We start from the raw sequence: 13,178 nt of genomic DNA on the forward strand, positions 1-13,178 counted from the left end.
AAAATTTAAGTTTCTATTTCCTATGAAAAAACACTGCCAGAACTTTGATAATAAACATATTTCGATATTAAGTGGTTGATTAATAGTGTTGTAGTTTGTTTTTAAGAAGAAATTTTATTATTTCTTATCTGTGGAAAAAATACACTATTTGTGGAATCCATGTAAGAAATCCCCCTATTAAATTAACACCTTTTAAACTGAAATTAATTGACATACAGTATGTTCCATAAAATTAATTTTCTGGCATAATTTTCCGTAAAAAGAAAAATAATTAAATCTAAAAAGATGGCACAGAAAAAAAAGAAAGGAATGGGAGCCATTCCTTTCTCAAAAGGAGTAGCATTTCGGGTATGGGCACCGAACGCTGAAAAGGTTTTTGTAACTGGAACCTTTATTAATTGGGATGAGCAACACTACGAACTTTTATCTGAAGGAAATGGGTTTTGGTATACAGAAGTATCGGAAGCCCAACCAGGTGACGAATATAAGTATATACTTTTTTACAATAATCAGAAGTTGATAAAAAACGATCCTTATGCAAAAGAGGTAACTAATTCTGCTGGAAATTCGATTATTGTTGACAATAACTTCAACTGGGAGGATGATGGCTATCAAATTCCCTCTTGGAACGAACTCGTTATTTTTGAAATGCACGTTGGAACATTCAATACCCCTCAACGTGACATGCCTGGTAATTTTAAGTCTGTAATCAAGAAAATTCCATACTTAAAAAAACTTGGAATCAATGCTATTGAGATTATGCCCCCCATGGAATTCCCAGATGATTATTCGTGGGGATATAATCCGGCTTATCCCTTTGCAGTGGAGAGTAGTTACGGAAGCTCCAAGGAATTTAAAGTCCTGATTAATGAAGCACACAAAGCCGGTATCGCCGTTATACTTGATGTAGTCTATAACCATTTTGGTCCCGATGATATGGATATTTGGCAATTTGACGGCTGGAAAGAAGGAGAATATGGAGGTATTTACTTTTACAATGACTGGCGAGCAGAAACCCCTTGGGGAAATACCCGCCCCGACTATGGAAGGGACGAAGTGAGAACATACTTGCGCGATAATGCTATTATGTGGCTCGATGAATTTCACGTTGATGGTTTACGTTTGGATGCAACCGCTTTTATACGTAATGTAAAGGGATTAAATGATAGTCCCACCAATGACATTGAGGAGGGATGGTCCTTTATGCAATGGATTAATGAAGAAGTACAAAAACATTTTCCCGGGCGAATTACCATTGCCGAAGATTTGTGTAATAATGCGTGGCTGACCAAAACGACAGGCGAGGGCGGAGCCGGATTTGGTTCGCAGTGGAACAATTCTTTTGCCAATGAAGTAAGAGCTAATATAATCACAAATGACGATGACCTGAGGGACATGGATATAATCGCAAATCAAATTAAAAAACACATCGATGACGATATAACTTCACGGGTTATCTATACAGAATCCCATGATGAGATTGCGAATGGCAAAGCAAGGGTTGCGGAAGAGATATGGCCGGGAAATGTTGATAACTGGTTTTCACGGAAGAGATCGGTATTGGGAGCTGCCTTGGTCCTTACCTCTGCCGGAATACCTATGATTTTTCAGGGACAGGAATTTTTGGAAGACAGATGGTTTTACGATAAAGACCCGCTTGACTGGAACTTGTCTAATCAGTATGCGGGACTTGTTGATTTATATAAAACACTGATTGAGCTGCGAAAAAATACGAAGGGCACAACCAAGGGATTGACAGGCCAGCACGTAGAAGTCCATCACATAAATCAGGATGAGAAAGTCGTTGCTTTTCACCGATGGTATGATGGGGGAGCGAAAGACAGTGTAATTGTGGTTTTTAATTTTCGCAATCAGGAATTGGATAATTATGTGGTGGGGGTACCCTCGGGAGGACAATGGAAGGTTCGTTTCAACAGCGACTGGAAAGGGTTTGATGAAGAATTTACCAATAATTACACAGGCGCCTCTGAAGCTACAGAAGGAGAAACCGACGGCATGTCGCATTATATTTCATTATCAATAGGGCCCTATTCTGTACTTATACTTTCTCAGGACTAAAAAAGGAATAGTTTATCTTTAATTGAATCATACACATAGGCAATAACCAACTATCATAGATTATAAAATTAAATTAGTAAAATGGAAACAACCATTATAAAATATATTTTTGTCATAATAGCTTTGGTGCTATTTATTGCCACTTATTTGCCACTAATTAATAATAAATACTGGTTCTTTAGATTTTTTGATTTTGGTAGAAGGCAGATATTCATTCTATTGCTCCTGTTATTTGTCATTAATTTATTGTTTAATATCCAGCTGAATTTACTTATAGATATAGTAATAATTGCATTATTGGCACTCGCTCTTTTAACTCAATTATATTATTTGGCTCCTTATATTGTAATTTTTTCTAAAAAACAAAGAAACAAACAATTAGATGAAAATTCCATAGAAATAATTTCTGTAAATGTATTAATGGGAAACAGGAATTATCCCTCTTTAATTAGGTTGATAAAAAAACAGAGGCCTCACATATTATTAACAATGGAAACAGATGAAAAATGGGATAAAGCATTATCAGAAATTGAATCTATGTATCCTAATTTTAAGAAGATACCATTGAATAACACATACGGGATGAGCTTATACTCGACATTGAAAGTGAATAAAATAGATGTCCACTATTTTATATCAAAAGAGAGGCCCGCTATTGAAGCACATCTACAGACTAAAGGTCTTCGAAACTTTGTTTTTTGGGGTGTTCATCCACCACCACCAAGTCCAACAGAAGAAGAAACTTCAAAAAAACGTGATAATGAACTGGTAATTATAGCTAAACAGATACGTGATTGTAACCAACCTGTAATTGTTGCAGGAGATTTTAATGCAACATGCTGGTCTAAAATTGCACGTTTATTTGCAAGAATCTCAAATCTGAAAGATGCAAGAAAGAAAAGAGGTTTTTATTCAACCTTCCCTGCAAAACCCTTTTTTCTCAGGATACCGATCGATTTATTTTACCACTCAAAAAATGTGATAGTCAATAAATTAACAACTTTAAAATATTTTGGATCCGATCATCTGCCATTTTATATTCAGTGTGAAATCACGAATACTTAAAAAGATTGTAATTGGAGAAGAGCAATAACAAAATATAAAATAGAAATACATTGGATAAATCTTCAGAAAGAAGAGAATAGCCAATTTTATAAAAACGTACAATAAATTAGAAAGCCTGAATGGTTATAGTTATCTTTAAATATTTAAGTATTTGAGGAAATTTTATACAAAAAAATCATAATTTAAAAAATCCTTTTTTCACCGATAAGTTTGAATAATTAATGAAAACAAAAAGGAGTTTAGCCATAGTAGGACTTGGCCCGAGAGGTTTATATTCGTTGGAACGATTTATTTTTCATTTATCGGATAAGAACGATTTAGAGAGTGTTAAATTACTTTTATTTGAAAAAACAGACTGTATAGGTAATGGCCCGGTTTATGATATCAGACAACCCGAATCCAATTGGTTAAATATCTCCGGAAGAATGTTAACACTTCCTGCCCGCAAACAAATGAAAAGGTTTATAGACATACTGCCTTTCCCTTCGTATCTTGATTGGTCAGGTAAAAATTTAACGAATTTGTCAAAAGAAGAGCCTGATATTTATCCATCCCGATCTAAAATTGGGCACTATTTACAACAAAGATTTCAATCATTGCTAGAACCCTTGCAAGATGCGGGCATTGTTTCTTTTTATAATGAAGAAGTTTTAGAAGTTTCATTAAAGGGAAAAAGAGTAATCATTAAAACAAAAAACAAAAATTGTTTTAATGTTGATGAAGTTTTATTGACAATCGGACATCAACCTACTAAAAATTCGAAACAAATTGAAGAATGGAAAGAATTTTCCAAATTAAATAATAGTGTTAAAGTATACACTAAACCGTATCCTTTGGCACAATTTATTAATTCAGAGCAACTCAACAAAAAAAGTACAGTAAGTATTCGAGGATTTGGTTTGGCAATGATTGATGTAGTGAGAGCTATTGCTGAAAAGTTTGGCAATTTCATTGTTGAGGATGAAACCACGAAGTCTTTAAAATATCAAACTTCATCAGATATATCAGATTTACTTTTCCCCTTTTCTTTAGATGGCTTGCCGATGGCAGCTAAACCCTTAAATTCAAAAATCGATACCTATTATAAACCTAACGATAAACAAATCAATACCTTTGAAAATATCATCGGGAATAAAAAAATCCAGAAGGAAGCAACCGGCCCCCTTTTCCTGATTGATGCTATTGCCGAAATTGGTTCTCAAATATACCCCACATTACCGCAAATTATCCGGTCATATGATTCTTCTCCAAAAAACTTAAAAAAAATCATTATAAAATGGTTGGAGAACGAGGAATATGAACATCCACTAATCACTCCACGAGATCAAGCACCGGAAAAGAGTATGCATGACTATACCAGGATGGCAACTGATACCGGCCCCGTAAGCCTCGATTTTTGTTTAGGCCAGGTGTGGCGGCATTGTCAGCCGGGCATATATGACCAATTATCGTACAACGATTGTTCTGATGAGGTTTTTGCTGAAATAATATCGTTGGATGAACGTATGAAAAGGTATGCTTTCGGTCCTCCTGTTGAAAGTATACAACAGTTACTTGCATTGGTTGCCGCCAACGTTTTAAATTTAAACCTACTGGACAACCCTGAAATTGAATTAACAGAAAAGGGCTGGAAACTGAGCAAAAAAGAAAAAACAACCATCTCGGAAATTATGATAAATTCTGTATTGGATTCTCCTTCCCTAAAAAAAGTTGATTCACCTGTTATTAGAAATTTGTTGTCAAATGATTTAATACAGGCTGTACACGATGATTTAAGTGTATATACGGATGAAAATGGTTATGTAATTTCAAAAATAAAAGATAAAAAATTACCAATTGCCATACTTGGCAGGTTGGCAAAAGGAACAATAATAGGTGTAGATGCAATTTTAGAATGTTTTGGTAAACGTCCTGACCAATGGGCAAAAGCAGCAGCTAATTGCCATAAGGGTTGGGTGAAAAAATATAAGAATTGATAAAACGAATCCTATTTTTTCTTTGAGAAAAGGTTAAATATCCAGCTTCTTTCGATTGTTTCTGCAACCTCCATAACTTCTTCAATTCCTGCATTGGCTTTAACAATTACAGTATCTACATGTTCGGCCATTTCTTTATCGTACACAAGTCTCGAAATTACCCCATTACCGGTATTAAGTTCTTTGCTGAAAGCGTGTATTTCTTGCGAAATTGAGTCAGTTCGCATGCTAACCGTATTGAACCGTTCCATCACCTGCCCCATTTCAGCCGTTAATGTTGTATCGTTGATTAAACGCCCAAGGTCTCCTTCCCCATTATCGATTTTTGCAACAATGCTGTTTACCATTACTGATGTGGAAGCCATTTGGTTACCAATTTCATTCAGGCGGGTGGTTATCGAATTATCATTTAGCAATACCGCAATATCACCATCGCCGTTGTTAATTTTGTTGGTTATTTCAATCAGGTTGCCGGTAATTTTTCGTCCGTCATCAATTACCTTTTTTGCTTCCACCAAAATATTCTGTAAATCCAGCGGGTTAACAGTCTGCAAAAAGTCCTCGTCTGAAACACTTCCGGCAGCGGCAGTTCCCGGTAAGATATTAACGATTTTGCTTCCCATTAGACCGTCACTATTAATTTCAACTTTTGAGTCTCTCCGAATAAATTCTTTTGTTTTTTGATCGATTGACATTTCAACAAGGATAGTAGAGTCGGAAACAATTTTTATTTCTGAAACAGTCCCTACAGTAATTCCAGAATACCTTACTTTATTACCTTCTACAAGCCCTGAAACGTTATTAAAGTAACTCTTAACAGCAACCGAAGAAGTAAATAGCTTTTGTTGACTTCCTAAATAATATACAGCCCATAGAAACAGGATTAACCCTACTGTTACCATAATTCCGAGCTTTAACGAACGATTTTTCTTGTCTTTCATGATTTTATTTAAAATAAGCGCTGATTACCTTATCATTACTATTACTCAATTCTTCAAAAGTTCCTTTTGCATAAAACACTCCATCAATCATCAGTTTTAAACGGTTCGATGTCATTTCTGCACATTTCATGTCGTGCGTGATAATAATCGAAGAAGTATTATATTTTTCCTGTACTTCCAGAATTAATTCACTTATCTCACCTGATGTTACAGGATCGAGTCCGGTGGTCGGTTCGTCATATAGAATAATGTCGGGTTTAAGGATCAATGTCCGGGCAAGGCCAACTCTTTTTTTCATACCTCCGGATAATTCCGATGGCATTTTATTTATGGCAGGAAGCAATCCAACATTTTCGAGCGCTTCCTCAACCAACTCTTTTACTTCTTTTTTATTTTTTGCCAATTGAGTTCTCCTAACCGGAAATTCAAGATTCTGCTTTACAGTCATTGAATCATACAGTGCCCCTCCCTGAAAAAGATAGCCAATTTTTTTTCTAATTTCTTCCAACTCACCAGTAGTCAACGAGTAAACGTTTTTGCCAAATACATTTATTTCTCCCGAATCTGCGTAAATCAAGCCTACAATACATTTTGTAAGTACTGATTTTCCTGTTCCCGACTGGCCTAAAATAGCAATGTTCTCTCCTTTTTTCAAGTTAAGGTTTATTCCTTTGAGTATTTCGTTTTTACCAAAAGCTTTCTTCAAATTTCGAATTTCTATTACATTTTCGTTTTCCATAATCAAAGCTCGAAAATTAAAATGAACTACCTCGCAGCAGAGCTGACGAGGTATCAAAATAAGCTAAGTTGCTGAACATGGAGTTTTTGATATTCCTTTTGTCTTCCTTGAGCTTGTACATATTTTTGAATTGTATTTTCATCACCATGAGCACCAACCGAACTAACATAAAACCCTTTGGTCCAGAATTCACCTCCCCACAGTTGTTTCTTGACTTTGGGATGAAGCTTGAAAATCTGTTTCGCAGTGATACTTTTTACTGTCTGAATGATTCGCGTTGGACTCAACATTGGCACACTTTGAATCAAGAAATGAACATGGTCTTTATCCGTACCAATCTCTATAAAAGTAATTTCAAAACGCTTCGAGATTTCAATACATACTTGTTTCAAACTTTCATCAACATCTTTGTCAAAAACAACCCTCCGATATTTGGCTGGACAGACAAAATGGTAAAGAAGTACTGAAACATTATGACTCTTATGAATAAATTCGCTCACATAACAAATTTAAAATTAATTTCGAAGCAGAGCTTCGGGGAACTAACCCCGCTGAGATTAGAAATTATTGTTGTAAGGAATTTATCAGATCAAATTAACATTAAACCCACAGTCATAAATTCTACATAATGAGTAGTTAAATCCACACATTATACTTGGTCGAAATAATTTGTTTTGTGGCATTTATCAATCGGAAGACAACCTAATACATTGTTTTTCTGGCAGATAAACAACGGGCAAATTTAATTGAAGACTAATGGCAAGATTTTCTCAAGAGCATTTACCGGAAACATAAAACGTTTAATCTTAAAATAGATGTACTATGAAAATGAAATTAACATTAGCAATTGCCATCTTCTCTATAATCGGTAGCGGCATTTTTTACTCTTGTCAACAAAAATCGAAAACCGAAACTGCACTAGAGAAAGCAGAAGTAGAATTTGAGAAATTTAAAAAAGATATTGAAGATCTTTCGGAAGACGATCCCGAGTTTTACGACAAACTTGAAAAGGAACTCGTCGAATTTGATGAGAAGATGGAAGAAATTGGTGAAGAAATGGAAGAAGGCGCAGAAAATGCCGGGGAAAAACTAAACGAATCAATGGACAAGATTCGTAAGGAAGCCAAAGAACTAGGAAATAAAGTTTCTGCATGGACAGAGAAAACAGGTGAAGATCTTGAAGAACTTGGAGAAGAGATCAAAGAAGATTTCAATAATTTAAAACATAATTTGAAAGACGATAAATAAAGATTGTTTAAATCAAACCATGTTTAAGTCCTGCTCTTTTTATTAAAATAGATTGTTTAAAAGAATCAAAGCCCATTGACTTGTATTTTCTCATTAAAGCAATGAGCGATGGAATTAAAATATAAAATCGGCTTACGACGAAAACAATATTACAATACCATTTCCAATACGAACATTGGATTTCGGAATAAAAAGTGGAAAGACTCTGAACGAAGTATTTCCCGAAGAAAATCAAAAAACAGAAATTAAGAGAATCTTTTTAATAAGTAGAAATTACAAAAATTAAAAACTTTAAAACAATGATTATGAAAACTAAATTTTTTTCTTTTATGGCTATTGCCATAGCAACAATTATGTTTGTCGGTTGTACTGAAGATGATGACTCAACAACTGCAACAGGACAATTAGGTGTAAAAGTTACTGATGCACCTTCTGATGATGCCAATATTCAGGGAACTTTTGTTACCGTTTCTGATGTAAAAATAGATGGAAATTCAGTTGAAGGCTTTGAGAAACAAACCATCGACATTTCTGCCTATCAGGATGGTGAAACAAAACTGATTTTTTCTGATGAAGTAGAAGCAAGCAGTTACAATAATATTACTTTGGAACTGGACTACGAATCAGATGCTTCGGGGAATTCGCCTGGATGTTACGTATTAACAGACGACAACCAAAAACATGATCTTGCCGCATCATCTTCTTCAAATTCAGAATTAACTTTCAGCAAAAACTTTGAAGTTCAATCGGCTGAAAGCGCGATACTTGTATTTGATTTCGATTTACGGAAAACCATTAAAAGAAACACTGAAGGAGAAGAAACGGAATACTCTTTTGTAACGGATTCTGAATTACATTCAGGAATTAGAGTTGTTAGCGAAAACGAAACCGGTGAAATTGAAGGTACTGTTACAAATAATGCCTTGTCTGATGACGAAGAATACATTATTTACGCTTATAAAAAAGGAGAATATAATGAAATCACTGAAAGTCAGGGACAAGGAAGCGGAAATTTACTTTTTGCCAATGCTGTAACAAGTTCAAAAATTAGAGGAGACGGTTTTTATAAGCTTTCATTCCTAGAAGAAGGTGATTACGAACTTCATATTGCATCGTATACCCGTTCAGAAAGCGAAGGCAGTTTAGATTTTTCTGCCATGGCAAATGCTGTTAGTTCAATTGAAAATTTACTTCTTAGTAATATCACAGTTAGCTCGAACACAACTGTTCAATTAAATATTTCAATCAATTTGTCAATATAATTTCATTAATCTTCCCCGGAATATTCCGGGGAAGATTATAAGCTAGATAAACAATGCCATTTCAGACTGATATAGTATATAAATAAATATAAAAACTTAATTAAATGAGAAATATCTCAATAATAAAAGCCCTTACAAGACACCATGACGAAATGCGAGAATTAGTTAAAAAAATAAAGAAGGATAAAACAAAATACATTCTTTTAAAAAAGCATCTTGATGTTCATCACGAACTTGAAGAAGACCTTCTTTTAAATTTGTTGAACAATAAGAAAGGAGTAAAGGCGGAATCACTCGAATCGCAGGAAGAACATTTTGTATTAAACATACTGTTGCTTGATTTGGCAGATTTCCCAAAAGACCATCCAAGGTGGATGGTAAAATTTAAAGTATTGATTGAGATCCTTGAACATCATTTGGATGAAGAGGAGGAAGATCTTTTTCCCGAAGCAGAAGAACATTTATCAGAAAGCCAATTGAACAAGCTTGGAAAAAAGTTTCAGGAGCTGAAAGACGAAAGATTATCAATTGTAATGGAAACAAAATAACAGAAAATAAGGAATTTCATCACAGAAACAATTAGTTATATTGAATAGTTGTTATTGTAATTCTTAGCAATCTGAAAACAAATTTGAAGCAGATAGTCATAAATTAATCTAAAACAATAAATAACAGTACAGTGAAAAAAGGATATATACTAATGTTATTAATGCTAATGGGTTGTAATTCAATTTTAAATACCAAGACAGTTTCAGAAAACAACCCAAACTTGAATTTTTCCAGTTCCTATTCTGATACTGAAAATAATATTCAGAATTATAATTGCGATGATCTTGCAAACAATGCGCTAAATAAATATTCGCTTAATTACCTTAAAACAAACTTTCCAAGTAGGAAAAATTATACGATAATCCCAATTAAGAATTTGCACGACAATAGGATTATAGATACCATTTATCAATTTTCAGAGAATGCCAATAATATCGAATATTACAAAGGTGTTTATGCCAACTTTGTTACAAAATTTGAAGTGACAAACAGTAAATATGCATTAATTGTATAATCAGAATGTCATTGAAAGAGAAGCTGTTTTGCTTTTCTTCTTTTTGTAAACCGGTTTGGGATTTCAACTATCCATTAATATATGCTGTGCTGTTATTAATGATTACATTTTTTATACCACAGATCTCCCAAAGGTAAACTGCACCTATTTCAGCCACAAGTTCCTCCTTTGCGAGTATTCCTTACTTACAAAATCCAGATTAGAAAACCTTTCGTGACGATTTAACCATTTACAATGGCCAGTGTAATGGACATTATGCTGATATCAGCATAATTATTATGGTACTACCCCCAATTCCAGCCGTTGTACAATTAGGTTAGTTACTGTTTTATAAATATCAAATTTACTCATTGAATGTAAGCCATCGGCCACCCCCATATTGTAAGTAAATCTTAAAGGTTCTATTTTGGGAAGTAAAAAATGAATCTTACAGAACCGAGATTTTTAGAGATTTACCATAGGCAGCAGAAATCGGATTTAAGTGTAAAAGACTTCTGTTCAAATGAAGGAATCAAGGAATCGACTTTTTATTACTGGCGTAAGAAACTGGCGGGAAAGGGCCAGATAAAAAACTTCATTCCGCTTGTGGTAAAAAACTCCACACCCCCGGTAAAGCCAGGTTATCCAAACGGTTCTTTACGAACATGTACCCCGGAAGCAACAAACGATGACTTTCTTCTGGAGCTGGTTTATACCAACGGAATAAAACTGCGTATAAAAAACGATATCGACCTTGCCCGTCTCCGGACTCTGATAAACCTTAACGATTAAAATGTTTCATTTACACCAGTCATTAAATTATTACCTGTACCCGTTTCCGGTAGATATGTGCAAAAGTTTTTATACCCTGAGCGGTATTGTTACAAGTTCCATGGGAAAGGATGTGCAAAACGGGGACGTATTCATTTTTGTAAACCGGAAACAAAGCATCATGAAAATCCTGCACATGGAGTATGCCGGTTTGGTTATCTATCATAAAAAGCTTGAATCCGGACGTTTTCATCTGCCTTCGTTCAATGAAAATACTCATTCAATTATCTATCAGTGGAGCGACCTTATCATGCTGGTTCAAAATGTAAAAACAAAGCTCAAAAGGAAAGAAAAATATTAACATTCTAAATGTTGATAAACACCTGTTCTTTTTCATTCTTTCCCCAATGTATTTTATTATCTTAATGCCTGTAAACAAAGGTATTTCCTGTGGATAACAAGACAAATACAGACACCCTGATCGAAGTACTCCTACAGACGCAGGACGAGTTGTACCAGGAGTTATCCAAACTGCGGGAAATTGATAACGGAGCCCTTGAGAAAGCAGAGGCAGTTATTAAAGAAAAAGATATCCAACTTCAGGAAAAGGACAATAAAATCAAACACCTGACAGATCAGCTTTCCTAGTATAAACGCAAGTTATGGAAGCCCGGAAGTAAACGCTACATCCCACAGGACCCGAACCAGCGCAGGATTGACTTTGACGGGCTGGAAATACTTCCCGAAGAAAAAGATGCTATTGAATCGGCGGAAAAAGAAATTGTTAGCTACGAAAGAAAAAAACCGGAGAAGAAAAAAAAGAAACCGGTTCGCCTGCCATTACCGGAAGAACTGCGCCGCGAAGAAGAAATAATTGAACCTGAAGGTATTGATGAAAACTGGATCCGTATCGGAGAAGAGATTACTGAAATACTGGAGCACAAACCGGGAGAATTGTATGTCCGTCGCATTGTCAGGCCCAGGTATGCTTTAAAAAAAAGAGCATCAACAGCTTAATGAAAGTAAGGAAGAAAAACAGCAAAATATAAAAACAGGACAACTTCCTTTGCTTGCTTTACCACGAAGCAATGCCGGGGCAAGTTTACTGGCAGAACTTCTGACAGGTAAATATTATTATCATTTACCTTTTCACCGGCAACTTGTTATTTTTAAACAAAACGGGGTTTCAATACCTGCATCAACAGTAAACGGATGGTTTGCCGGAAGCTGTGATTTGCTTCGTGCTTTATATGAGAGGTTAAAAGAAATTGTACTTGCAACAGATTACATACAGGTTGATGAAAGTACTGGTCCTGTAATTAATAATAAAAAGCAGCGAACAGTAAAAGCGTACCTCTGGGTAGTTAGGTCGGTAATGAAAAACCTGATGTTCTTCCATTACGACAAAGGTTCACGGGCAAGGAAAGTGGTTGTGGAGCTACTTAAAAATTACCAGGGAGCTGTCCAAACAGATGGTTACGAGGCTTATGCCGGGTATGAACAAAAGAAAGGAGTTTTGTTGCTCGGATGCTGGGCGCATGCACGACGCAAGTTCACTGAAGCCTTAAAAGAAGATAAGCCCGGTGCAGAATATGCGCTGGAGCAGATCGGCATGCTTTATCGTGTGGAAGCCATGGCCACGGACCAGAAAACGGATTATCAGCAGCGGGCAGAACTACGTGCCAGACTGGCTTATCCCATCCTTTGTGCCTTTGAAAAAATGGATCGTAAAATATTACCCGAAAACATTGCCCAGGGGCAGGATGAACAGGGCTTTGTCTTATACGTATTCAATTTTCAACCGTTTATCCAGGTACCACCTTGATGGTCGTTATCTACCGGATAACAATTTGGTGGAAAATGCAATACGTCCTTTGTCAATCAGCCGGAAAAACTTTATGTTTTGCGGCAATCATGATGCGGCGGAAAATGCTGCAATAATGTATTCTTTTTTTGGTTGTTGTAAAGCTAATGATGTAAATCCCCGGGAGTGGCTAACCGATGTACTTACCAGGATTCCGGAATACAATAGTGACTAATGAACTACCTCGCAGC

Annotated in this window: 16 protein-coding genes; 13 read left to right on the forward strand and 3 right to left on the reverse strand. The window is 35.5% G+C overall.

Features of this window, described 5'->3' with window-relative positions:
* The first annotated feature begins 285 nt into the window (after positions 1-285).
* The 3 genes from GM418_RS29760 to GM418_RS29770 all read left to right on the forward strand — a co-directional run bounded on the left by GM418_RS29760 (position 286) and on the right by GM418_RS29770 (position 5,120).
* Positions 286-2,079, forward strand: coding sequence for an alpha-amylase family glycosyl hydrolase (locus GM418_RS29760; protein WP_217447642.1), 1,794 nt, complete (start codon positions 286-288; stop codon positions 2,077-2,079).
* A gap of 81 nt (positions 2,080-2,160) precedes the next feature.
* The gene (locus tag GM418_RS29765; RefSeq protein ID WP_158871822.1) at positions 2,161-3,144 is read left to right on the forward strand and encodes an endonuclease/exonuclease/phosphatase family protein; all 984 of its coding nucleotides are present in this window, start codon (positions 2,161-2,163) and stop codon (positions 3,142-3,144) included.
* A gap of 221 nt (positions 3,145-3,365) precedes the next feature.
* Positions 3,366-5,120, forward strand: coding sequence for an FAD/NAD(P)-binding protein (locus GM418_RS29770; RefSeq protein ID WP_158871824.1), 1,755 nt, complete (start codon positions 3,366-3,368; stop codon positions 5,118-5,120).
* An 11-nt stretch (positions 5,121-5,131) separates the two neighbouring features.
* On the opposite strand, the gene GM418_RS29775 is transcribed toward GM418_RS29770, so the two are convergent.
* The 3 genes from GM418_RS29775 to tnpA (GM418_RS29785) are packed head-to-tail and all read right to left on the reverse strand — an operon-like array spanning position 5,132 to position 7,300.
* A complete protein-coding gene (locus GM418_RS29775) occupies positions 5,132-6,061 on the reverse strand; it encodes an MlaD family protein (protein WP_158871826.1) in 930 nt (309 codons plus the stop codon).
* A gap of 4 nt (positions 6,062-6,065) precedes the next feature.
* Entirely contained in the window at positions 6,066-6,800 is a 735-nt protein-coding gene (locus GM418_RS29780) for an ABC transporter ATP-binding protein (protein ID WP_158871828.1), read from the reverse strand.
* Positions 6,801-6,853: 53 nt separating this feature from the next.
* Positions 6,854-7,300 carry an IS200/IS605 family transposase gene (tnpA, locus tag GM418_RS29785; protein ID WP_158870176.1) on the reverse strand — a complete coding sequence of 149 codons (447 nt, stop codon included), beginning with the start codon at positions 7,298-7,300 and terminating at the stop codon, positions 6,854-6,856.
* A gap of 322 nt (positions 7,301-7,622) precedes the next feature.
* On the opposite strand from tnpA (GM418_RS29785), the gene GM418_RS29790 reads away from it, so the two are divergent.
* From GM418_RS29790 to GM418_RS31980, 10 genes are all read left to right on the forward strand, one after another.
* Positions 7,623-8,048, forward strand: a complete 426-nt coding sequence (locus tag GM418_RS29790) for a hypothetical protein (protein ID WP_158871830.1) — start codon at positions 7,623-7,625, stop codon at positions 8,046-8,048.
* A gap of 305 nt (positions 8,049-8,353) precedes the next feature.
* Positions 8,354-9,310, forward strand: coding sequence for a DUF4382 domain-containing protein (locus GM418_RS29795; RefSeq protein ID WP_158871832.1), 957 nt, complete (start codon positions 8,354-8,356; stop codon positions 9,308-9,310).
* 104 nt (positions 9,311-9,414) lie between these two features.
* Positions 9,415-9,858 carry a hemerythrin domain-containing protein gene (locus tag GM418_RS29800; protein ID WP_158871834.1) on the forward strand — a complete coding sequence of 148 codons (444 nt, stop codon included), beginning with the start codon at positions 9,415-9,417 and terminating at the stop codon, positions 9,856-9,858.
* A 221-nt stretch (positions 9,859-10,079) separates the two neighbouring features.
* Positions 10,080-10,373, forward strand: coding sequence for a hypothetical protein (locus tag GM418_RS29805; protein ID WP_158871836.1), 294 nt, complete (start codon positions 10,080-10,082; stop codon positions 10,371-10,373).
* A gap of 420 nt (positions 10,374-10,793) precedes the next feature.
* Entirely contained in the window at positions 10,794-11,144 is a 351-nt protein-coding gene (gene tnpA, locus GM418_RS29810) for an IS66 family insertion sequence element accessory protein TnpA (RefSeq protein WP_158871838.1), read from the forward strand.
* 1 nt (position 11,145) lies between these two features.
* Positions 11,146-11,484 carry an IS66 family insertion sequence element accessory protein TnpB gene (gene tnpB, locus GM418_RS29815; protein ID WP_158871840.1) on the forward strand — a complete coding sequence of 113 codons (339 nt, stop codon included), beginning with the start codon at positions 11,146-11,148 and terminating at the stop codon, positions 11,482-11,484.
* 89 nt (positions 11,485-11,573) lie between these two features.
* Positions 11,574-11,771, forward strand: a complete 198-nt coding sequence (locus GM418_RS31775; RefSeq protein WP_246222793.1) for a hypothetical protein — start codon at positions 11,574-11,576, stop codon at positions 11,769-11,771.
* Positions 11,772-11,858: 87 nt separating this feature from the next.
* Entirely contained in the window at positions 11,859-12,140 is a 282-nt protein-coding gene (locus GM418_RS31780) for a hypothetical protein (RefSeq protein ID WP_246222856.1), read from the forward strand.
* A gap of 49 nt (positions 12,141-12,189) precedes the next feature.
* Positions 12,190-12,948, forward strand: a complete 759-nt coding sequence (gene tnpC, locus GM418_RS31785) for an IS66 family transposase (protein WP_281350230.1) — start codon at positions 12,190-12,192, stop codon at positions 12,946-12,948.
* Positions 12,887-13,162 (forward strand): IS66 family transposase, encoded by a 276-nt coding sequence (locus tag GM418_RS31980; RefSeq protein ID WP_281350231.1) that lies wholly within the window; start codon positions 12,887-12,889, stop codon positions 13,160-13,162. The genes tnpC and GM418_RS31980 overlap by 62 nt, the downstream gene beginning before the upstream one ends.
* The last annotated feature ends 16 nt before the right edge of the window (positions 13,163-13,178 follow it).

Origin of the sequence: Maribellus comscasis (assembly GCF_009762775.1) — a bacterium.
Taxonomy (GTDB): domain Bacteria; phylum Bacteroidota; class Bacteroidia; order Bacteroidales; family Prolixibacteraceae; genus Draconibacterium; species Draconibacterium comscasis.